This window comes from Fontisubflavum oceani, from assembly GCF_030407165.1.
GTDB classification, from domain to species: domain Bacteria; phylum Pseudomonadota; class Alphaproteobacteria; order Rhodobacterales; family Rhodobacteraceae; genus Rhodophyticola; species Rhodophyticola oceani.
This window is the reverse complement of the sequence record NZ_CP129111.1, coordinates 3,357,245-3,379,542: the sequence shown is the minus strand read 5'-3', so window position 1 is coordinate 3,379,542 and position 22,298 is coordinate 3,357,245. Positions and strand designations below refer to the sequence as shown.

Here is a 22,298-nt window from a genome sequence, read left to right as displayed (position 1 = left end):
ATGAGCGCATCCTTGACCTTGGCCTGTTTGTGGGTGCTGGCCGCCGCCATCGTGGCGATGTTGCCGATGCGGCATCAGTATCTTCCGGGCATTACGCTACTGATCCTGTCCGTTCCGCTGGCCGTTTATGTGGCTTTGCAACATGGCCCGCTTTTGGTTCTGCTGGTGGTGTTCGCCGTGCTGTCGATGTTCCGCCGTCCCCTAGTTTATTTCGCCCGCCGCGCGTTGGATCGCCTGAAAGGGGAAACATGATGCCTTTGTCGCTGACATTGGCATGCCTCTGGGCGCTGATCGCCTGTCTGATTGGGCTAGGGCCGCAGCGGTATCATTGGCCGGCGGCTTGGATGCTGATCGCGACGGGTATCCCTCTTCTGGGCTATGTGACCTGGCAACTTGGACCCTGGTGGGGCTTGGGCCTCTTGCTGGCGGGGGCGTCGATCTTGCGTTGGCCTCTCATCTATTTGGGCCGCTGGTTGCGCCGGGTCAGCGGCAGCCAATAGGCACGCCGTTTCGCTGTCGACCCGCCTGACGAGACTGCGAGATCTGTTTTGGAAAGGCTTTGCCTGCACGCATCAAGACCATAGCACCTTGCTCCTCACTGTTGGCGCGTTTATCGGTGGCCACATCGGTTCGCCCGTCGCAGGGTGGCGTTTGGAACAGGATGCGCCTGATTGACAAAACTCCCCCAAACTCGTGGCCATTTGACCCTGGCGCGCCCTCTTGCCGATCTCACATGGCTTCGTGTGGGTGGCCCGGCAGATGTGTTCTTCCAACCTGCCGATGAAGACGATCTTGCGACTTTTCTAAGGGCGCTCGATCCGACGCTTCCGGTTTTCCCGATGGGCGTGGGGTCCAACCTGATCGTCCGAGATGGTGGCCTTCGCGCCGTGGTGATCCGGCTTGGGCGCGGCTTCAACGGGATCGAGACGGGAGAGGCCACAGTTACGGCGGGGGCCGCCGCGCTCGACGCCCATGTGGCGCGGAAGGCGGCGAAGGCCGGGCTGGATCTGACCTTCTTGCGCACCATTCCTGGCTCGATTGGGGGTGCGCTGAAGATGAATGCGGGCTGTTATGGCTCATATGTCGCGGATCATTTTGTCGAGGCGACAGCCATCCTCAGAGATGGCAGCCGGGTGACACTTGGACCCGATGATATCCATTTCGCCTATCGTCAGACCGACATTCCCGAGGGCGCGGTGATCACCTCCGTTACGTTCCGTGCCGAACCGGGTGACCCTGCCTCGCTTGAAGCGCGGATGGAGGATCAACTCGCCAAACGCGACGCGACCCAGCCCACGAAAGACCGCAGCGCCGGATCGACCTTCCGTAATCCGGCGGGGTTCAGCTCCACGGGCCGTGCCGATGACATCCATGATCTCAAGGCCTGGAAGGTGATTGACCAGGCGGGTATGCGCGGGGCGACCTTGGGTGGGGCGCAGATGAGCCCGAAACACTCCAATTTCATGATCAACACCGGCACCGCCACCGCCGCCGATCTGGAAGGATTGGGCGAGGAGGTCCGAAAAAGGTTTTCCAACACAGTGGAATAGAGCTAGAATGGGAAATCATGCGCGTGGGGGAGCCTGCGGGCGACAAACCGTCGGATTAACCGACGGAAAACAACACCAAACGGGCGCCAAATAAGCCCGGCGGTATATGAGGCAGATCGTGGCGGTGCGTTCGAGCAGAGCACGCCCCACAGTTGCGGTTTTGATGGGTGGCCCCTCGGCGGAACGCGAGGTGTCTCTGTCCACTGGGCGTGAATGCGCCGACGCGCTGCGGGGTGAGGGATATCAGGTGACGGAGCTCGATGCGGGCACCGATCTGCCTGTGCGCTTGGGCGATCTCAAACCCGATGTTGTCTTTAATGCCCTTCATGGCCGGTGGGGTGAGGATGGATGTGTCCAAGGCCTTCTCGAGTGGCTGCGCATTCCCTACACCCATTCCGGCGTTCTGGCCTCAGCGCTGGCGATGGATAAACAGCGCAGCAAGACCGTGTTTCGGACCCATGGTTTGCCCGTGGTTGAGAGCCTTTTGGCTCCCAAGGCCGACGTCATGGCCGACCATGTGATGACCCCGCCTTACGTGGTGAAGCCGAACAACGAAGGCTCCTCGGTCGGCGTCTATATTGTGCAAGAGGCCGCCAACGGCCCGCCGCAACTTGAAGATATCATGCCGACAGAGGTGATGGTGGAAACCTATGCGCCGGGTCGCGAACTCACCACGACCGTGATGGGCGACAAGGCGCTGACCGTCACTGATATTATCACCGATGGCTGGTATGACTATCACGCCAAATACGCACCTGGTGGGTCGCGCCATGAGGTGCCCGCCAATATCCCGAGCCAGATTTTTGATGCGTGCATGGACATGGCTGTGACGGCCCATAATGCCCTGGGGTGCCGTGGAGTGTCGCGGACCGATTTTCGATGGGATGAAACACGCGGTCTGGATGGGTTGATCATCTTGGAGACCAATACGCAGCCGGGCATGACCCCGACCTCGCTCAGCCCCGAGCAGGCGCAGGTCTGCGGCATGAGTTTCGGACAGTTTTGCGCTTGGATCGTGGAGGATGCATCATGCGACCGCTGATCGCCCGCCGTGGCCCGGTGCTACCGCCGCGCGATCCCGCGCCATCGATTTGGTCTTATCGGTTCCAGCGGCTCTGGCTGACGCCGATTTTCCGCTCCTTTCTCCGGGTCGGTCTGCCCGCCTTTGCGGTGATCATGGCCGTGGGGTGGTATATGTCGGACCCGGCCAATTGGCGTGCGGTGACAGATCAAGTGTCGGAAGTGCGGCGCGAGATCGAGAACCGGCCCGAGTTTCGCGTAAACCTGATGAATATCGATGGGGCCAGCCCGCAATTGGCCGAAGAACTCAGGGGTGTCTTGGCGCTAGATTTGCCAGTCTCGTCTTTCGATCTGGATTTGGACGCGATGCGCGCCACGCTCGAAGAGGTGCCCGCCGTAGACCGCGCCGAATTGCGCATCCAGTCCGGCGGATACTTGGCGGTGACCATAGAAGAGCGTCAGCCGGTTATAATCTGGCAAACCCGCGTTGAGCCTGTCCTGCTTGATGCCGAGGGCAGTTATGTGGCCCGCGTTGCCGAACGCGAATTGATCGCACCGCTCCCAATGATTGCGGGGGAGGGCGCCGATTTGGCGGTTGAAGAGGCGCTGGCGCTGATCGAGGCCGCAGCGCCCTTGGGTGAGCGGCTGCATGGGCTGGTGCGGATGGGCGAACGCCGCTGGGACGTGGTGTTGCGAGATGGGCGGCGCATTTTGCTGCCCGCCGAAGACGCCCAAACCGCGCTCGATCGCGTGTTGGCGCTTGATGACGCCCAAGATGTGCTTGGCCGCGATGTGGTCAGGATCGATATGCGCAACCCTGCGCGCCCCAGTTTACAACTGAGCCCTCATGCGCTGACGGAATTGCGCCGGATGCGGGGCATTGAGATCGGAGATGGGAACGGATGAGTATGCTGTATCAGTCACAGCGGGCCATGCGCGCCAAACGCCAAGAAGCGATGCGCCGGGGCGTGATGGCTATTTTGGATATCGGCAGCCACAAGATCGCCTGTCTGGTGCTGCGCTTTGACAGTTCCGATGAGTTTCGGCCCGCTGATGGCGTGGGCGCGATGGCGGGGCAGAGTTCCTTCCGAGTGATAGGGGCCGCGACGACGCGGTCTCGCGGCGTGAAATTCGGCGAAATCGACACGATGCAGGAGACCGAGCGGGCGATCCGGACCGCCGTGCAGGGCGCGCAGAAGATGGCCGCCACCCGGGTGGATCATGTGATCGTCAGCTTTGCCGGTGCGCGACCACGGTCCTACGGATTGACTGGTGAGGTCAGCTTGCAGACCGGCACCGTGACCGAATGTGACGTGGCGAGGGTCTTGGCCGCCTGCGATGTGCCAGATTTTGGCGAGGGCCGTGAGGTGCTGCATGCGCAGCCGGTGAATTTTGCGCTGGATCATCGCACAGGCTTGAGTGACCCGCGTGGCCATGTCGGTAACCGGCTTTCGACCGATATGCACCTGCTGACCATCGATGCGCATGCGATCGAACATATGCTCTATTGCGTCAAACGCTGCGACTTGGAACTGGCCGGCGTCGCCTCGTCGCCCTATGTGGCCGGCATTTCGAGCCTGGTCGAGGATGAGCAAGAGCTCGGCGCAGCCTGTGTTGATATGGGTGGCGGATCGACGAGTATTTCGATCTTCATCAAAAAACACATGATTTTTGCGGATACCGTGCGAATGGGTGGCGATCATGTCAGTTCGGACATCTCGCAAGCTCTGCAAATCCCGATCAACGATGCTGAGCGTCTGAAAACCCGCTTTGGCGGCGTGGTGGCGACCGGCATGGACGATCGCGAGATGATCGAGTTGGAGGCCGATACCGGTGATTGGCATCATGACCGCCGCGCAATCAGCCGGGCCGAGCTGATCGGGGTGATGCGGCCACGGGTCGAGGAAATTCTGGAAGAGGCGCGGGCGCGGCTTGATGCGGCGGGCTTCGACCATCTGCCGAGCCAGCGGATTGTGCTGACCGGCGGAGCGAGCCAAGTGCCGGGGCTGGATGCGCTGGCCTCGAAGATCTTGGGCAATCAGGTGCGGCTTGGGCGGCCCCTCCGGGTGCAGGGCTTGCCGCAATCGGCATGTGGTCCCGCGTTCTCCGCTTGTGTCGGGCTGTCGCTCTTTGCGGCCTATCCGCAAGACGAGTGGTGGGATTTCGAAGTACCGGCCGATCGGTACCCGGCGCGGTCGCTGAAACGGGCGGTAAAATGGTTCCGAGACAACTGGTGACCGCAAGATACAGCGGATCGGGCGAAATACCGCCGATCCCTGCCACATTTCCACCATATTTCGTGGTTTTTCGCCAGTTTTCACGTGACGGAGGTCAACGAAACAGGTAATCTCGCATGAAAATGAGGCAGCACATGGCCGAACGGCACAAGACCGGGGCCCTTATCCATGAAACAGGCGGACAGAGCTTATGACATTGAATCTCACCTTGCCGGATGATCAGCCGGATTTGAAACCTCGCATCACAGTCTTTGGCGTGGGGGGCGCTGGCGGCAACGCGGTCAATAACATGATCGACCAATCGCTGGACGGGTGTGAGTTCGTCGTTGCCAATACCGACGCGCAAGCGCTGGCGCAATCCACCGCCACGGCGCGCATCCAAATGGGCGCGCGCGTGACCGAAGGTCTCGGCGCCGGCGCCCGGCCTGCCGTCGGCGCGAGCGCCGCAGAGGAAAGCATCGAAGATATCGTCGACCACCTGGCGGGCGCGCATATGGCGTTTATCACCGCAGGTATGGGCGGCGGGACCGGCACCGGCGCGGCACCGATCATTGCGCAGGCCGCACGCGAACTTGGCGTTCTGACCGTGGGTGTCGTCACCAAGCCCTTCCAATTCGAAGGCGCGAAGCGGATGCGTCAGGCTGATGAGGGCATTGAGCAACTTCCAGAAAGTTGTCGATACGCTGATCATCATCCCGAACCAGAACTTGTTCCGCCTCGCCAACGAGAAGACCACCTTCACCGAAGCCTTCGCGATGGCCGATGATGTGCTTTATCAGGGCGTCAAGGGCGTTACCGACCTGATGGTACGCCCAGGCCTGATCAATCTCGACTTCGCAGATGTCCGCGCGGTGATGAACGAGATGGGCAAGGCGATGATGGGCACCGGCGAAGCAGATGGCGAAAGCCGCGCGGTTCAAGCCGCCGAGAAGGCGATTGCCAACCCGCTTCTCGATGAGATCAGCTTGCGCGGTGCGCGCGGCGTTTTGATCAATATTACAGGTGGTTACGACCTGACCTTGTTCGAACTGGATGAAGCGGCCAACCGTATCCGCGAAGAGGTGGACCCCGAGGCGAATATCATCGTTGGGTCGACCCTGGACACGTCGATGGAAGGCAAGATGCGGGTTAGCGTTGTCGCCACCGGCATCGATGCCAGTGAGATTCATCAAGACATTCCCGTCGCCACCCGCCGCAGCCTGCGCGAGCCGGTTGCTGCCCCCCAGGTCGACGTGGAGGAAGACGTCGTTGAGCCGCAGATCGCCGCAGATACCGCGCAGCCAGAGCCAAGCCTGTTTGCTGAGCTGGAACCGGCTGTGGAGGTCGCGGAAGACGATGTGCCAGCGCCCGCCTATCAGCCGCAACCCGAAGTGGCCACATACGCCGCTCCGGCGGCGCAAGCTCCCGCCGCTGCGGCAGAGCCTGAGGCAGAGTTTGTAGCGCCACGTCCGGCCTCAGCCAGTACGCCGTCGCCTGAGGCTTTGGCGCGCCTCCGTGCCGCGATCAACAAGGATGCACCCGTGGCCCAGGCTGCTGCGGACGCCGAAAGCGCTGGCAAACCGCGCTTTGGCATCAACTCTCTGATCAATCGGATGACTGGCCATGGCGAGGACCAACCGACGCCGATTGAGCGCCGCCAGCCGCCCGTGGCAAGCCGCCCGGCGCCGGAAGAGACCCAGGTGGACCCGGAACAGGAGCGGATCGAAATCCCGGCATTCCTGCGTCGCCAGGCCAACTAAGTCATCACAACAGACAAGAAGAGGCCAGCATCGCGCTGGCCTTTTTTGATTTTAAAACAATCCCCTACCCCATGTTTCCTGCCTAGGTGGCAGAATCTCGCCGAGCCTCACGGGCATTGTTGCAAGCCGACATAAAGGTTGAATTGTCTCTATCTGGCCGGACCGATAGGGAGCAGATTGAACCGATCTACTGTTGATCGAGACCTATGAGCAGATCGTAACTCAAACGCGCAAACGGTGACTTCGTGCAGGCGACCCTTCGTTCCCCTATCAGCTTCGCAGGCTCGGGCTTGCACACTGGGCATCCGGTACGGATGATCGTGCGCCCGGCGGCCGCGCATTTCGGGATTTGGTTTAAGCGCAGCGACATCCAAGATCGAGACAATTTGATCCCGGCCCGGTTTGATCTGGTGCCAGAGAGCCGGCTTTGCACGAAGCTTCGGAACGATGTGGGGGTCGAGGTCTCGACGGTTGAACATCTGATGGCGGCATTTGCGGGCTGTGGTATTCACAATGCGTTGGTCGAGATTGACGGGCCGGAAGTGCCGATCCTTGACGGGTCGGCTGCGAAATTCGTGCGAGGGTTCCTGGCGCGCGGTCTTCAGCGGCAGGGCACGCCGATCCACGCGATCGAGATATTGCAGTCGGTAAGCGTGCGCGACGGTGATGCGGTCGCGACCCTCACACCGGCGGATGGGCTCACGATGAGTTTCACCATCGATTTCACCGACGCCGCAATTGGTCGCCAGACACGGACCGCCAATCTGGCCAATGGGCGGTTTGTGCGCGAGCTTTGCGACAGCCGCACGTTCTGTCGTCAATCGGATGTGGACGCAATGCAAGCCAGCGGCTTGGCCTTGGGCGGTGTTCCGGGCGAAAACGCGGTGGTGTTTGATGGTGATGAGGTCACCAGCCCGGGCGGGTTGCGGCACGCGGACGAAGCGGTCCGTCATAAAATGTTGGACGCCCTTGGCGATCTGGCTTTGGCGGGCGCCCCGATTTTGGGTCATTATGAAGGGGAACGGGCCGGTCACATGTTGACCAACCAGCTTCTTAGGGCTCTTTTCGCGACGCCTTCGGCGTACCGCCTGGTGGAATGCACATCGGCGCAAGTGGCCCGGCTTCCGGGTGTCGGTGTGAATGCCGCCGATCTCGCCCACGTTGCTTGAAGCGCCGATGGGCTGCATTCAGGCATTTTGCCCTCAGATTTAATGTGCTAGGACCATGGTCAGACAGGGCAGGCGATCAAGCCTGCCGAAGACGGTGGACGGGGTTGCAGGCAATGTCACGCGGGCGAAGCATGATCGGAACACGCTTGAGATTCGGTGTTGCGATGGCTTTGATTCTGACCTTAGCGGCCTGTGGTGGCGGCAGAGAGGGTGGCGGCTTATTTGGTGGCGGGGGCTTGTTTGGCAACCGGTCCAATGAAGTTCCTTTGGAAGAGTTGGGGGCCGAAGAGATCTTCCAGCGCGCCGAGTTCGAACTGGAACAAGACAATCCTGATGAGGCGGCGCAGCTATTCACCGAGGTTGAACGCCTACATCCCTATTCTGAATGGGCGCAGCGCGCGCTGATTATGGCGGCCTTTGCTTATCACGCAGATGAGGATTATGAGAACGCGCGCATTGCGGCGCAACGCTATATCGATTTCTACCCCGCCGATGAGGAAGCGGCTTACGCCCAATATCTCTTGGCGCTGAGCTATTACGATCAGATTGATCAAGTGGGCCGGGATCAGGGGCTCACATTTCAAGCGTTGCAGGCTCTGCGTGTCGTGATCGAACGCTATCCCGACAGCCCTTATGCCACCTCGGCGATTTTGAAATTCGACCTCGCCTTCGACCATCTGGCCGGTAAGGAGATGGAAATCGGTCGCTATTACCTGCGCCGGGGTCACTACACGGCAGCGATCAATCGTTTCCGCGTTGTGGTTGAGGAGTTCCAGACCACGAGCCACACGCCCGAAGCGCTCCACCGTTTGGCCGAAGCCTACCTATCGCTCGGATTGACGGACGAGGCCCAAACGGCGGCAGCGATCCTGGGTTATAACTTCCAATCGTCGCCCTTCTATGATGACAGTTTCCGTCTGCTCACCGGTCAAGAACTCAGCCCCGAGGCGTCGGGCGAAGGTTGGCTGCGTGACATCTGGCGGCAAACGGTACGGGGCGATTGGCTATAGGGTTGGCGTCATGCCCCACCCGGCGGGATGAGAGCTGATGCTGCGCGGTCTCGATATTCGCGACATGTTAATAATCGATCGGTTGGACCTCGCGTTTCAGCCGGGTTTGAATGTGTTGACTGGCGAGACTGGGGCTGGGAAATCCATCCTGCTCGATAGTTTGGGTTTTGTCCTGGGGTGGCGTGGTCGGGCCGATTTGGTGCGTGCGGGTGCCGCGCAAGGCGAGGTCGTGGCGGTTTTCGATCTGGCACCTGACCACCCAGCACATCGGATTTTGGAAGAGACGGGGTTGCCCGGCGGCGCAGAGTTGATCTTGCGTCGGGTCAATACGCCCGAGGGGCGTAAGACGGCCTGGGTCAATGATCGCCGTGCCTCTGGCGAGGTGTTGCGGGCGCTTAGTGAGACGTTGGTCGAATTGCATGGTCAGCAAGATGATCGTGGGCTGCTGGACCCGCGCCAGCATCGGGCCATGCTGGACGCATTTGGCGGGTTGGATGCCATGCGCGACGAGGTTGCCAGCTTGTGGCGCGCCCGATCTGTCGCGGCCAAGGATCTGGCCGCGGCTGAGGCCGCTCTCGCGGATATGAAAGCCGAAGAAGACTTCCTGCGGCATTCGGTTAGCGAATTGATGCGCTCGACCCGATCCCGGGAGAGGAGGCGGAACTGGATACCCGCCGCCGCCTGATGCAGGGGGCGGAACGGATGCGCGAGGATCTGAGCAAGGCGTTGTCGGCTCTGGGTCTGGACGGGGCCGAAGGCGCGATGGGCGATGCGGTCCGTTGGCTCGACGGTCTATCCGACCGGGCGGAGGGCGGGTTGGACGCACCTGTCGAAGCGATTGAGAGGGCATTGGTTGATTTGGGCGAGGCGCAAGCTGGTGTGGAGCGGTTTGCAGCGGCCCTGGCCTTCAACCCGGGCGAGTTAGAAGAAACAGAAGAGCGGCTTTTCGCGCTGCGAGGCCTCGCACGCAAACATGGGGTACCGCCCGACGATCTGAGCGGGTTCGCTGACGACTTGCGGGGCCGTTTGGCGGCGTTGGATGGCGGGGCCGGACAGATCGATGTGCTGCGGGCCGCATTGGCCGCGGCGGAGGCCGCGTATGATAAAGCCGCGGAGGCGCTCTCAACGGCGCGGGCAGCAGCCGCCAAGCGGCTGAACGCAGATATGGCTGGCGAACTGGCGCCGCTGAAAATGGAGCGGGCGGTGTTTTCGACGGCGTTGTCCGATGCTGCGCCGGGGCCAGACGGGATCGACACCGTCGCCTTTGTCGTGGCCACCAATCCCGGTGCGCCCGCGGGACCGTTGAACAAAATTGCTTCCGGCGGCGAGCTGTCGCGGTTTCTCTTGGCCTTGAAGGTCTGCCTGACCCGGGAAGCGGAAGGCGTCACGATGATCTTTGACGAGATCGACCGTGGCGTGGGGGGCGCGACGGCGGATGCCGTGGGCAAACGCTTGGCAGCCCTTGCCGAGGGTGGGCAGGTATTGGTTGTGACCCATTCACCGCAAGTTGCGGCGCGCGGTGCCCATCATTGGCGGGTGGCCAAAGCTGTGGCCGATGGGGTGACCACGTCGGATGTGAGCCCATTGAGCGAAGATGCGCGCGTGGATGAGGTTGCGCGGATGTTGGCGGGTGACATCGTGACCGACGCTGCGCGCGACGCCGCGAAGGCTTTGCTTCAGACAGGATCTGAGTGATCCGGTTGAGGCCCGTTCCGGGCCACGCTCTTTTCTGATTGGCGCTTTCGGTCGACCTGGGCGCGGGACATATGGCAAGCGCTGCGTGGCGCGGCCGGAGGCCTCCGGCGGGGATATTTGAGAAGCAGAGAAGGCTTACCGGCTGCGGTAATCCACGGGCGTCAGATCTACGCCCGTGTTCAGTTGTGTTTCGACGCCGGGCACGATGTCGGTGTTCTGCGCCGAGACGATCTGCCAGCCGCGATCTGTGTGATAGGCGGCAAATGACAGGATTGTGCTTCGTCCTGCTGCTTCGGAACCGTCTGGCGCGCGTTGGCCGGTGAGACGCATTCTGGCGTGGACTATTGCGACATCCGCCGTGACACGACGCGTTTTGACCCGGCCGATTGCGAGGCGAGATTTGGAAAAGAACGTTCGCAACCCATAGTTATGTGCCTCTTCGATGGCCGTCCGATCCTCCCACCAGATTCCCACCACATTTACGAAGTCCGCGTCCTCGGCAAAAAGTGCGGCGAGCACCTTAGCATCGCGCGCCATCCAAGCGGCGGCAAAGGCATTGGGGATATCTTCCGGTGTTTGAGGCAGGGTCGTCATAAACCTATCCATTTCGTGGGGTTTCCAGGCACAACATCCTGATTTAGAACCGAGATAGGCCTGCGCTCAAGCCTTTGGGTGCACGCCGCCCGCTCGTGGTGACATGATCGACCCCGCCGCAGGCGCGCATATCCGACATGGGTTATCAGATGGGGATCTCCCCCTTGTTCAAAGGCATAGGCCCGATTGTCAAAGATCAGCTCGGCAGGTTTTCCGAGACCTGTCGTGGTGGTTGGCAAGTGTTGCGCCAGAAGGGGCCGAGCCAGGTTCAGTTTTGGTTCATCGCCCTGGCCATTGGGATCGCCGCGGGCTTTGCCGCGCTGTTCTTCCGCATGGGGATCAATGCGCTTCAAGAACGGCTTTACGGGGTCGAAGATGTGCGGATGCTGCATAGCTTCGCAGAAAGCTTGCCGTGGTATTGGATTCTGGTGATCCCGGCTCTGGGCGGATTGGCTGTGGGACTCATTTTACACTGGTTCACGCCGGATGCGCGGGTGCGATCCGTCGCGGACGTGATCGAGGGCGCGGCCTTGGCCGATGGCCGGGTCGAAACCCGCGCCGGGATTGCGTCGGCACTGGCCTCGTTGATTACACTTGGCTCGGGAGGATCCTCGGGGCGGGAGGGGCCCGTGGTGCATTTGGCCGCTGTCATTTCCAGCCAGGTCTCCAATTGGATCAAAGCCAACGGGATCACTGGACGCGACCTCTTGGGATGCGCTGTGGCGGCCGCGGTAAGTGCGTCGTTCAACGCGCCGATCGCGGGCGCGATATTTGCGTTGGAGGTGGTGCTGCGCCATTTCGCCGTGCATGCCTTCGCGCCGATTGTTATCGCGTCGGCCGCGGGTACGGTGATCAACCGGCTCGAGTTTGGCAATGTGACGGAGTTCAGTCTGGGCCGTGATGGGGCGCTGCAATTTTATGTGGAATTGCCGGCTTTTCTGATCTTGGGGCTGATTTGTGGCCTGATCGCGGTGGCCTTCATGCGGTCGATTTTTTGGGCCGAGGATATGGCGAGCTTGGTTCAGCGTTTGGCGAATATTCCGCGTTGGCTTCGCCCGGCTGTGGCGGGGTTGTTGCTGGGCGCCATCGCGATTTGGTTTCCGCATATCATCGGCGTCGGCTATGAGACGACATCCGCCGCCTTGACCGGCGAGTTGCTTCTGCATGAGGCGATCGTCTTTGCGATGATCAAGACCGCCGCGGTGGCCATCACGGTGGGCGGGCGGATGGGAGGTGGCGTGTTCTCGCCATCGCTGATGGTCGGTGCGCTGGCTGGTTTGGCCTTCGGCATCATCGCCACTGGGCTTCTACCGACGGTGTCAGGGTCAGAGACGCTTTACGCGTTGGCCGGCATGGGGGCTGTGGCCGCCGCCGTTTTGGGGGCGCCCATATCGACGACCCTTATCGTCTTTGAGTTGACGGGCGATTGGCAGACCGGCTTGGCCGTGATGGTGGCCGTCTCGATGTCGACGGCGTTGTCGTCGCGATTGGTTGACCGATCCTTCTTCCTGACCCAACTGGAGCGGCGCAACATCCATTTGGCCGCTGGACCGCAGGCAGGCCTATCTCTTGTCGATGTTCCGTGTGAGCAAAGTGATGCGCCCGATGGATCATGACAATGCCGCATCGGAGGGTGCTCTCAACACATTGATGGAGCAGGGCATTTTCACAGATGAAAACGCTACCTTGGAGCGGGCCTTGCCGATCTTCGAGCGGACGGCGCTGGATTTCATTCCTGTGGTGCGCCTGACGCCGGGCGACACCTCACCCAGGCTCACGGGCGCTTTGTTCCATGTCGACGCCTTGAAAGCGTATAACCGTGCTCTGGCCGCGACGGCGGCCGAAGAGCACAGCTAACCGGCGCGCGCCCCGTCAGAGCTGTTCGATGGCGACCCGATCAGTGAAGAACGCAAGATGATCTTGGATCTGTTCGACGCCAGCCTTCGGCGCCTCATAGCTCCAAGCCGCATTCGTGAGTTCTTCGCCCGTGGTCGAGATGGTGAAGTAGGTTGCATCGCCTTTATGCGGACAATGACTGCTCTTCGCTGTTTGTTCCAGGAACGCCATGCCGATATCGTCGCGCGGGAAGTAAATCACCGGCGCATAGCTGCCCTCGGTAAGCTCCAACGCGCGGTCCGTCTCGCCAATCACGGCGCCATCGGCGCGCACCACCCATTTTCCGGGCGCGTTGCGAATTGTAATATGCTCAGCCATGACCTGCCTCCCCTTGCCAGTCTTTTTGTCTGTGAAAAGACCCTTGTCGGGCAGGATGTGCCCTGGGCCTGTAACGGTAATGTGTCAGAGGGGCGCGGTCGCGCGCGCCAGCCACTCGACCACCGGTCCCTCAAGAAGCGGGCTGATCCGGCGGGCCACTTCCTTATGATAGGTGTTGAGCCAGCCGAGTTCCAGAGGCGAAAGCTGATCTCGGTCGATCAGGCGGCGGTCAATCGGCACATAGGTTAGGGTGTTGAAGCAGAACATCTCACGATGTGCATCGCCGCCCTGCGGCGTCTCCGCCTCGGTCACCACCACCAGGTTCTCGATCCGAATGCCAAAGGCCCCCTCGCGGTAGTATCCTGGCTCATTGGAGAGGATCATGCCGGGTTGCAGCGCGACATCGGAGGCGCGTGAGAGGCGTTGCGGACCTTCATGCACGCTGAGATAGACGCCGACGCCATGGCCGGTGCCGTGATCATAGTCGCGTCCGGCCGCCCAAAGCGGCGCGCGGGCCAACGGATCAAGATCGCGCCCGGTGAGACCCTTTGGAAACCGCGCCAGATGGATCGCGATCATGCCGCGCAAGACCTGTGTGAAGGCTGTGCGCTCTTCGGGGCCGACATCACCCACCGGCAAGGTCCGGGTGATGTCAGTGGTCCCGTCTTCGTATTGTGCGCCGCTATCGATCAGGAAAAGCTGACCGGGCAGGAGTGGCGCGTTTGTCTCTTCGGTGACCCGGTAATGCACAATCGCACCATTCGGGCCGGCGCCGGAGATTGTGTCAAAGCTGATGTCTTTGAGGGCGCCGGTGTCGGCCCGGAAGCCTTCCAGCGCTTTGGCGCAATCGATTTCTGTCAATCCGCCCGCGGGGGCCGTCTCGTCGAACCAATGCAAAAACCGCGCCATCGCCGCGCCATCGCGCAAATGCGCCTGTGTTGTCGCGGCGATTTCGGCGGCGGTTTTGCGCGCCTTTGGTAAGAGACAGGGGTCGGCACCGTCGGAGACTTCAATGCTAGCTGCGTCCAACACCTGGCGCACCTGATGTGGCGCAGTGGCGCGGTCAACGCGCACCGGGCCGGACAGAGCCGCAAGATCTGCCTCGAAATCGGACCAGTCGCGGAGTGTGATGTCGGGGTCGGGACCCAGACCGGCAAATTTGGTGCGGTCGGAGAAGAGGGTCACATGCCCGCCGGTATCAATCACGGCGAACGCCTGGACGACGGGCAGATGGGCCAAATCCGCGCCGCGAATGTTTAGGAGCCAAGCAATGGAATCCGGCAGGGTCAGAACGGCAGCGGCCTCACCGGCCTCTTGCAGGAGCGCGGCAATCTCGGCGCGTTTCTCACCAGATGTCTTTCCCGTGAGCTCCGCCGAATAGGCCAGGGCCGCGCCATCGGGACGGTCGGGTTGATCCGCCCAGATGGCATCGATCAGGTTGTCTATTGGGCGCAGCGTAATCTGATGCAGTGCCAGGGCTTTCTCAAGCCGCGTGATCTCGGCTGTTGTGTGCAGCCAAGGATCATAGCCGATGGTCCCGCCGCCCGGCAGCTCGGCGATCAGCCAGTCTTCGAGTTTGGTTTCGGGCCAATCGACCGGCGTGAAGTGATCCGTATCCGTTTGGGTTTTGACCTGCAGCCGGTAGCGGCCATCGACAAAAACGCCAGCGATCTCCGGCAGCACCGCGCAAAACCCGGCGGACCCGGTGAACCCTGTCAGCCAAGGCAGGCGCTCGTCCCGTGCGGCAACATACTCACCTTGATGCGCATCGGCGCGTGGGACCAGAAATCCATCAACCTCGGCTTTCAGCATTTCCGCGCGAAGCGCGGCGAGGCGGGGTGGGCCCTGATCGGGCCGGGTGGTGGCGGTGAAGCTTTGAAACATCAGCTGGCCCGTTTCATCCCCATGACGCGGGCCCGGGCCCGGGGGTCCGCATCGAAGAGGCTGGCGAGTTGTTCGGTCATCGCACCGGCCAATTGCTCGACATCGGTGATGGTCACGGCGCGGTCATAATACCGTGTCACATCGTGACCGATGCCAATGGCAAGGAGTTCCACTGCGCGACGTTTTTCCACCATGGCGATCACATCGCGCAGGTGTTTTTCCAGGTAATTCGCGGGGTTAACGGACAGTGTTGAATCGTCGACAGGCGCGCCATCCGAGATCACCATCAGGATTTTCCGCGCCTCGGGCCGTCCAATCATCCGCCGATGCGCCCATTCCAGCGCCTCGCCATCGATGTTTTCTTTCAGCAGGCCTTCTTTCATCATCAGGCCCAGATTGTCCCGGGTCCGACGCATCGGTGCATCGGCCTTCTTATAGATGATGTGCCTGAGATCGTTCAGACGGCCCGGTTGTTGCGCCCGACCGGCGGCAAGCCAATCTTCGCGGGCGCGGCCCCCTTTCCAGGCGCGGGTCGTGAAGCCCAGGATTTCGACCTTCACGCCGCAGCGCTCCAGCGTGCGGGACAGAACATCGGCGCAGATCGCGGCGATCGAAATCGGGCGGCCCCGCATCGAGCCGGAATTGTCGAGCAGGAGCGTCACCACCGTATCGCGAAACTCCGTATCCTTCTCGATCTTGAAGCTGAGCGGCGTGGTGGGGTTGGCGACAACGCGGGCCAGGCGGCCAGCGTCTAGCGTGCCTTCTTCGAGGTCGAACTCCCAAGACCGGTTCTGTTGCGCCTGCAAGCGGCGCTGAAGTTTGTTGGCCAAACGGCTGACCGCGCCTTTCAGCGGTTCAAGCTGCTGGTCGAGATAGGCGCGGAGGCGTTCCAGCTCCTGCGGCTCGGCGAGATCTTCGGCGGCGATTTCCTCATCATACTCGGTGGAGAAGACGGTATAATCTGGGTCGGCCTCGGAATGCGGCGCGGGTGGGGGCGGCTCAAGCGGGGCCTCACCATCGGGCAATTCCTGCTCTTCGGCCTCTTCCATCTCGCCGGTGTCGTCCATTTCGACCTGGGCTTGAGAGGCGTCCTGCTGCTCTTCCTGGCTGCGCTCTGGCGCGGCTTCGCTGTCTTGCTCGTCGTCATCATCCGCGTCGCCGGTGGAATCGGGCTGCTCTTCCTCTTCGGAACTGGCTTCGTCTTCGCCTTCCGGGTCGGTCTCGTCAGGGTCGTCGCCGAGTTGGTCGCCATAGCCGAGATCATCGATCAATTGCCGAGCGAGCCGGGCGAAAGCCTGTTGATCGGCGAGGGTGCCATCGAGATTATCGAGTGTCTCTGCGCAGCGATCTTCGATGAAGCCACGCCAGAGTTCCATCACATTGGCCGCTTCCGGCGGAAGATCGCGGCCCGTGGCCAAATGGCGGATCAGATAACCGGCGGCCGTCGCAAGCGGCGCCTCCGAAGCCTGACGGATTTCGCCATAACCTTTGCGGCGGGCCTCAGAGCCGATTTTCGCGTCGATATTGGTGGCCGTGCCGGGCATCTCGCGGGCGCCAATCGCCTCACAGCGCGCGGTTTCCATCGCCTCCATCAGGTCGCGGGCCATCTGCCCCTGTGGCGCATAGCGGTTGGCGGTGGCCTGGTTGTGGTATTTGTGCCGAAGCGCCAGGGCGTCGGCCGTGCCGCGGGCCAGCAGGACTTCATCGCGCGTCATCCGCCGGCTGATCTGCGGCAGGCGGACACTGTCATTGGTCGCGCCGGGCGGGTCGACGGAATAGCTCACCGACAATTCGGGGTCATCGGCCAGAACGCGTGTGGCCTCGGCTAGGGCCTTTTTGAACGGTTCGGTGGGGTTGTCGGCGGGTGGCTTGCTCATGGGCGCGAAGATGGGCCAGATCGCGGGCGGTGGCAAGATGCGGTGAGGGGAGAATACCCGGGCTCGGCCCGCCCTTCGGGAGGCCTCGCTCGGCCATGCTGCCGCGGATCTGGGGCGCTGTTGGTCGGTTGCCAAGCCCTGGGGGCGCTGTGGCGCGATCAGGGGGTTTATGCTTGATGTGTGCTATTCGGCGTAGAACCGGCGGATCGCGGTATTGCACGGGGCGGGCAAGGGGCCGAAGACATCCCAGTCTGTGAGCGGAATATGCGCGCCGGGACCGCGACCTTGATCGGCGATGACCTCATCGCGGTCGCCGTCACCTCCGGGTTCTGGAATTCTGAGCTCATGTGTGTAGTCGCCAGTGAGGATGTTGAGATCGCAGTGGAAATCGCGAGCAGTGAGCCGGTCATAGGTTGCGTAGCTGAACCCTGCGACAACAAACGCATCGTCACGCCAGGCGATGGTCAGCGTTTGGAACCAGGGCGCGCGGCCGATACCGGATTGCTCAGAATGCACCAATAACGAGCCGTTATCGGCCTGCGCGAGAGAGGGCGACGTGCCCCACATGCTGCCGTTGAAGGCGACGGCACGCGCCAGCAGCAACGGGCCGGTGGCGTCACCGGTCCGCCTGTCGGGGTAGATCACGAGATCCGCGGCATCCGGGTCCGTCTCCGAGGTCAAAAGGATCACGGATTCGCAGCCATTCAGATCGCTGCGAATGTCGAAACATCCGTGATCAATGATGCGCGGCAACAGCGCTGCCTCCGGCGCGGAAAGGCCGTCTGCCCAAACTGGCAAGGGCAGAAAAAGGGCGGCGAAGAGCAAACGGATCGGTGCCATGGGCGCAACTTGAAGAGCGACCTGTTGCAAGGCAAGAGGTCTTTTCAAGGCGCGCGGTATCGGTGCCTAGAGTTCGAAATGCGCGGCGCAGCGGCTCACCGCGCTTTGCAGTTCAAGCCCATCATCGGCCAGGTAAGGCGTGCCGGATTCGGTCAGCCGGGGATAGAAACTGGTTCGCCCCAGACTTTCCCAATTGTCGCGCCAAGCGCTTGCGGCCTCGGCGATCTCACCCAATCGGTCCGGGCCGCCTGCAAGATCAACCAATCTTGTGGGCGTTTGGAACCGCGGGGCATTCTCGGAGCCGGTCAATTCGGTCGCGAATTCATAAGCTTGACCGAAGGCCGTCATGACGGCGGCGCAGTGAAAGGCAACACCGGCCTCTCCTGTTCCATCAGCGGGCCAATGAATCGGCGCGGCGGTTGTTGATAGGGGTAGTGATGCCGCCAAACCAATGGCGGCGCAAAGGCGTCTTGCGCGCATCGTATTACCCTTTCCAGTCGTGACACCTGCTCGTTGCGGCAGGATTGGACCCATTGCGGGGCCTAATCAGAAGGGTAGCAAAGCTTCAAACATCGGCAAAATCACGAATTCCCGCAGATATGCAATTTGTCTTGATCGGGGAATGGCGGCTTGGCTAGCCGGTGAACCAATCCACCTCCGCATTGCCGCCGCAGAGCAAGACGGCGACGCGCTCATCCGGAGCCGGCGTGTAGGCGCCGGATGTGAGCGCCGCCAGCGCGGTTGCGGCTCCGGGTTCTCCGGTGAGCCGCGTCGCTTCCCAGAGGCGGCGTGCGGCGGTGTAGACCTCGGCGTCGGGCAATACGATCGTGTCTTTGACCCGCTCCATGACAATCTCATAGGGCAGGGCACCGAGCGCCGGACCGCCCAATGAGCCCGCCGATATGCCCGAGGCGGAGACATCGATATCCGGACCCTCTTTCTGAGACCGAGCGAGCGTATTTGTCCCCTCCGTCTCGACCGATACGACATTCACACGCTCGCCAAACCAGGCCGCGATACCGCCAATCAAACCGCCGCCGCCGACGGCAACCATGATCGTGTCGAGACCGTCCAGTTGCTCTTCAATTTCCTTGGCGACGGTGCCCTGACCTGCGAGCGTTGGGGCCGTGTCATAAGGATGAACCGCAAGCGCGCCGGTTTCGGCCGCATGGTCGGCATATTGTGTCATGCAATCCGCAACGGATCCGTCGGTTAGGATCACCTCACCACCGAAGGCGCGCATGCGGCGGAGTTTTTCCTCCTTAGCAATCGCTTTTGGGACAAAGATTTTCGATTTGTGGCCAAGTTTCGTGGCGGCATAAGCCACTGCCGCGCCGTGATTGCCGCCTGATGCTGCAACCACACCGGCCTCAGGCACCTCACGGCTGAGCAGGTTGTTGAACGCGCCGCGCACCTTGAAGGAGCCGGTGACCTGCGTGTGTTCCAGCTTGAACTGAATCGGATACTCCAGGCCAAGCGCGCCAGGTTCGATGCCGATCATGGGCGTGTGGCGAATATGTGGGGCAATGCGCGTCGCGGCGGCGGTGATTTGGCTCGGATCTAACATGGAAAACATGTTCCATGTCCTTGGCTTGCGGTCAATCAAGTGATCTGCCCAAGCGTCAGGTGATCGGCAGCCAAGCGGGCGAGCAGGACTACATGTATGTCGAGCGCATCAATGACGCGGTAGCCAGGGTCGTAGCCGTCAAACGCGAGGCCAAGATCGGTGCCAGCCATAACGATCGCCTCGGCGCCTTGATCGTCGATCATCCGGCGACCTTCCTCAAAGAACCGCGTGCGCTGTGCCTCGGTGCAAATGCCGGATACCGCGACATCTTGATAAACTTTGCCAAGCTCCACCAAGTCACATGCGGGTGCGACGGTGCGGGTTTTGGCCATCTGACCGTAAAGGCCGGTGCGCATGACAACCTCCGTGCCGAGCAGGCCGACGGTCTTCAGGCCCTCATTTGCGAAGGCCTCGTCTAGCGGGGTGATGGCGCTGATCAAAGGTAAGGGGGAGATTTTCTCTGTCTCGGCATAACAGAAATGCCCGCCAAGAGAGGTGATCGCCGCGCAATCGGCACCTGCTGCTTTGAGACGGTTGAGAAGGTCGAGGTAAATCTCCGCCTGGGCGTGGCGTTGATCGGCGTTGTTGTTCCGGATCAGGTCGTGGACGTCCGCTTGGACGATGGTGAGCTCCAACCGGCTGTCCAGGGTGCGCATTCGAGCAGCGAGCCGTTCGTAATAGACAAGTGTCGCGGCCGGGCCGATGCCGCCTATCAAGCCGATATGCATTGAGCATGCTCCTGTTGAGGTCGGTGCATTTCATCAATGCGAAGGTCTGTTCGTCAAATCAGGATTGGTGATGTTCAAGATTTTGGCTGGTGCTGCCGGGGCGCGCAGCGGTTCAATGTCACCCGCTTCGGGTGACGGGGTTTGAGCCCGGCGACAGGGAAGTATCGCAAAATGGCGATTTGTTCTGCCTAGCACGTTCCGGATCAGTCTCATCCGGGCGTAAACCTTCGGCCATCGAAGCGCTCGAGTCGCTCGAAGGAGGCAGCCCCTGCCGCCGGTGCCGGACCGCCGTTAGAAGCTGCTGGCGATCTGCGCTTTCAATGCGTCGCGCAGACCGGCGGCATCCTTCGAGGCCTTGAGCAGTTCATCTTCCGAGATCTCGGCATGTCCGAACTGGTCAAACGAGAGCCCGACCGGGGCCCGGCAATTCCCACCGCACCCATTGCCGCAGCCATTGCCGGCGGCCAGGGGGTGGTGGGGTCGTCTAGCCCTTTGAGCAATTCGCCAATGGACATCACGGGAACCTCGCGGATAATCGCGCGAGCTATCTTCTCATGTGGCATATCGATTTCCTCTATTAGGTTGCTTTTAAGCTGCCGGAATCGGTCTTCGCCATTCGGTTTGCCTCGAATTGAGCAATGCCGAGAAGAACTTCTTCGACAATTGCTTCTTGTATGTCGTAATAAAGTCTATTCGAAAATGTACCTGTTGAAATGTAATCTCCAGCAATACAGCCAAATCCAAGGTTTCGAAACCAACGCTGCGTGCCGGTTGCACTATCAGAGAATTCCCTACTGTATTTCCTCCAAATTTCCTGTGCCCGTGGAACATCAATATTGGCCCGGTCGATATTGCCGATGCACATTCTTGGGTCACCAAAGAACATGAAACATGGATAGATATCGCCATTCGAGCCAATAGAGATTTGGCTGGAGAAAGCGGGACAATAGGCGTCAGATTTGCGGCGCAGTTGCAATGAGGTCAGTGTATCCTGAACAAAGGAAAGAGCGCCACCGCTGCCGACCGCAATGTTTTGCATCGAAAGCCGGGCGGCATCTCGGAACTGAGTGATCAGTTGATCAACCGAGATGAAGCTTTGTTGCTGCTCTTCCAGATCGTCACGGAAGACGCCGTTTTTGGTGTAGCCGTCATCGGCGACGAGGTCCTTGAGCGGCACATAGGACCAGGCAATATGCGGCACGGGTTCGTTAAACTCGGCGTCGAAATACCGGAGCAGGTCAGACACCGAGACGTCGGCCTCCAGATGCGCCTTATTGAAGGTGCACTCAATGCTCCATTCGATGCCGCGTTGGGTAAACAGCTCGACGGATTGGCAAATTTTTGCATGGCTGCCGTCGCCAGAGACGGTCGGGCGCTGTGCATCATGGACCGGGGCCGGGCCATCGATACTGATGGTGAGCGCGATGCTGTGTCGGGCGAGGACATCGAGATTTCCGGCGTTGCGAGCGTCCCGTTTGTGGTGACTGCAAAGCCGATATCTGGGAAACGGGCCTTCGCCGCGATGCAGACGGCATCGATGGTCTTGGGATTCAATAGCGGCTCGCCGCCGAAGAAATGGATATTGCCGATACCGTCATAGAGCCTGGATGTTTGCTCAAAGATCCGCAGGGCGCGATCCGGCTTCATCAGGTGTTTTGTATCATGATAATGCCCGTGATCGGCATAGCAATAAGAACACCAAAGATTGCAACTGTTCGCAATGTTTATTGTTAAGCGGTTGAGATATGATCGTTGTCCCAGAATGAAGGGCGCAAATGAAGACTGCCGTGCTCTGAGCCGGATATCATCATCGGACGGTCTATCGACGGCGACCGGAAAGAATGTATCTGCACCGGCGTGTAAATCGACCTTATGTCTGACGGTAGGATCTATGCCTCGAATTGCGTTGAGTGCATCTTGTTGAGATTGGCTGGCTCCGGTTGCGAGAGATAATGTATCGCAATCAAGGATTGAGACCACTCCCGCATCGGCGACAATATAATTTGGATAGGATTCATGGCGCAGCATATTCGCCCTCCATTGGAAGAAAAGGCAGAACTAAATATGCGCTTCGATGGAGTCCGGATATCACGCTTCCCAACGCAAAAAGTTAACGTGAGGTCAAGCGCTCTTCGTTGAGCGGATTTTTGCCCAGGACCGGCCGATGTATCGTT

General features: G+C 60.8%; 17 protein-coding genes and 5 pseudogenes. 12 read left to right on the top strand and 10 right to left on the bottom strand.

All coding sequences use genetic code 11. The features are described from left to right. The 10 genes and pseudogenes from QTA57_RS17200 to recN all read left to right on the top strand — a co-directional run bounded on the left by QTA57_RS17200 (position 1) and on the right by recN (position 10,420). Positions 1 to 252, top strand: a complete 252-nt coding sequence (locus QTA57_RS17200; protein ID WP_290152759.1) for a DUF2484 family protein — start codon at positions 1 to 3, stop codon at positions 250 to 252. Then, positions 252 to 500 carry a DUF2484 family protein gene (locus QTA57_RS17195; protein ID WP_290152757.1) on the top strand — a complete coding sequence of 83 codons (249 nt, stop codon included), beginning with the start codon at positions 252 to 254 and terminating at the stop codon, positions 498 to 500. The genes QTA57_RS17200 and QTA57_RS17195 overlap by 1 nt, the downstream gene beginning before the upstream one ends. A gap of 171 nt (positions 501 to 671) precedes the next feature. Further along, positions 672 to 1,609: pseudogene (gene murB, locus QTA57_RS17190) on the top strand (UDP-N-acetylmuramate dehydrogenase). A 104-nt stretch (positions 1,610 to 1,713) separates the two neighbouring features. Beyond that, positions 1,714 to 2,592, top strand: a complete 879-nt coding sequence (locus QTA57_RS17185; protein ID WP_290154968.1) for a D-alanine--D-alanine ligase — start codon at positions 1,714 to 1,716, stop codon at positions 2,590 to 2,592. After that, positions 2,580 to 3,476 carry a cell division protein FtsQ/DivIB gene (locus QTA57_RS17180; protein WP_290152755.1) on the top strand — a complete coding sequence of 299 codons (897 nt, stop codon included), beginning with the start codon at positions 2,580 to 2,582 and terminating at the stop codon, positions 3,474 to 3,476. Before QTA57_RS17185 ends, QTA57_RS17180 begins: the two co-directional genes overlap by 13 nt. Next, positions 3,473 to 4,807 carry a cell division protein FtsA gene (gene ftsA, locus QTA57_RS17175; protein ID WP_145210527.1) on the top strand — a complete coding sequence of 445 codons (1,335 nt, stop codon included), beginning with the start codon at positions 3,473 to 3,475 and terminating at the stop codon, positions 4,805 to 4,807. The genes QTA57_RS17180 and ftsA overlap by 4 nt, the downstream gene beginning before the upstream one ends. A 190-nt stretch (positions 4,808 to 4,997) precedes the next feature. Further along, a pseudogene (gene ftsZ / locus QTA57_RS17170) lies at positions 4,998 to 6,546 on the top strand (cell division protein FtsZ). Between the two features lie 245 nt (positions 6,547 to 6,791). After that, the gene (gene lpxC, locus QTA57_RS17165; RefSeq protein ID WP_290152752.1) at positions 6,792 to 7,715 is read left to right on the top strand and encodes a UDP-3-O-acyl-N-acetylglucosamine deacetylase; all 924 of its coding nucleotides are present in this window, start codon (positions 6,792 to 6,794) and stop codon (positions 7,713 to 7,715) included. A 131-nt stretch (positions 7,716 to 7,846) separates the two neighbouring features. Beyond that, positions 7,847 to 8,725: an outer membrane protein assembly factor BamD gene (locus QTA57_RS17160; RefSeq protein ID WP_145210518.1), complete on the top strand. Its 879-nt coding sequence runs from the start codon at positions 7,847 to 7,849 to the stop codon at positions 8,723 to 8,725. A gap of 37 nt (positions 8,726 to 8,762) precedes the next feature. Then, positions 8,763 to 10,420 (top strand): annotated as a pseudogene (gene recN, locus QTA57_RS17155) (DNA repair protein RecN). A 135-nt stretch (positions 10,421 to 10,555) separates the two neighbouring features. Here the strand turns inward: recN and QTA57_RS17150 are convergent. Next, positions 10,556 to 11,014, bottom strand: coding sequence for an SgcJ/EcaC family oxidoreductase (locus tag QTA57_RS17150; RefSeq protein ID WP_290152749.1), 459 nt, complete (start codon positions 11,012 to 11,014; stop codon positions 10,556 to 10,558). A 149-nt stretch (positions 11,015 to 11,163) separates the two neighbouring features. Between QTA57_RS17150 and QTA57_RS17145 the strand changes: the two are divergent. Further along, positions 11,164 to 12,871: pseudogene (locus QTA57_RS17145) on the top strand (chloride channel protein). A 15-nt stretch (positions 12,872 to 12,886) separates the two neighbouring features. Here the strand turns inward: QTA57_RS17145 and QTA57_RS17140 are convergent. The 8 genes from QTA57_RS17140 to QTA57_RS17105 form a co-directional block, all read right to left on the bottom strand. Further along, entirely contained in the window at positions 12,887 to 13,228 is a 342-nt protein-coding gene (locus QTA57_RS17140) for a DUF427 domain-containing protein (RefSeq protein WP_145210507.1), read from the bottom strand. An 84-nt stretch (positions 13,229 to 13,312) separates the two neighbouring features. Then, entirely contained in the window at positions 13,313 to 15,112 is a 1,800-nt protein-coding gene (locus QTA57_RS17135; protein WP_290152746.1) for an aminopeptidase P family protein, read from the bottom strand. Continuing rightward, complete coding sequence (gene cobT, locus QTA57_RS17130; protein ID WP_290152743.1) at positions 15,112 to 16,989, bottom strand: cobaltochelatase subunit CobT; 1,878 nt, start codon at positions 16,987 to 16,989, stop codon at positions 15,112 to 15,114. The genes QTA57_RS17135 and cobT overlap by 1 nt, the downstream gene beginning before the upstream one ends. 183 nt (positions 16,990 to 17,172) lie before the next feature. Beyond that, a complete protein-coding gene (locus QTA57_RS17125) occupies positions 17,173 to 17,829 on the bottom strand; it encodes a hypothetical protein (protein ID WP_290152741.1) in 657 nt (218 codons plus the stop codon). Between the two features lie 66 nt (positions 17,830 to 17,895). Next, the gene (locus tag QTA57_RS17120; protein ID WP_171558236.1) at positions 17,896 to 18,309 is read right to left on the bottom strand and encodes a hypothetical protein; all 414 of its coding nucleotides are present in this window, start codon (positions 18,307 to 18,309) and stop codon (positions 17,896 to 17,898) included. Positions 18,310 to 18,463: 154 nt separating this feature from the next. Continuing rightward, complete coding sequence (locus tag QTA57_RS17115; protein ID WP_330696732.1) at positions 18,464 to 19,405, bottom strand: threonine/serine dehydratase; 942 nt, start codon at positions 19,403 to 19,405, stop codon at positions 18,464 to 18,466. A 26-nt stretch (positions 19,406 to 19,431) separates the two neighbouring features. Next, positions 19,432 to 20,124 carry an aspartate/glutamate racemase family protein gene (locus QTA57_RS17110; protein ID WP_290152738.1) on the bottom strand — a complete coding sequence of 231 codons (693 nt, stop codon included), beginning with the start codon at positions 20,122 to 20,124 and terminating at the stop codon, positions 19,432 to 19,434. A gap of 577 nt (positions 20,125 to 20,701) precedes the next feature. Next, the gene (locus QTA57_RS17105) at positions 20,702 to 21,370 is read right to left on the bottom strand and encodes an SPASM domain-containing protein (RefSeq protein WP_290152736.1); all 669 of its coding nucleotides are present in this window, start codon (positions 21,368 to 21,370) and stop codon (positions 20,702 to 20,704) included. A gap of 18 nt (positions 21,371 to 21,388) precedes the next feature. Between QTA57_RS17105 and QTA57_RS17100 the strand changes: the two genes are divergently transcribed. Beyond that, on the top strand, positions 21,389 to 21,724 hold the full coding sequence (locus tag QTA57_RS17100; protein WP_290152734.1) for a hypothetical protein: 336 nt from the start codon (positions 21,389 to 21,391) through the stop codon (positions 21,722 to 21,724). Here QTA57_RS17100 and QTA57_RS18690 read toward each other — a convergent pair. Then, positions 21,637 to 22,152: pseudogene (locus tag QTA57_RS18690) on the bottom strand (radical SAM protein); the annotation flags it as partial. The gene QTA57_RS17100 and the pseudogene QTA57_RS18690 overlap by 88 nt on opposite strands. Positions 22,153 to 22,298 lie beyond the last annotated feature (146 nt).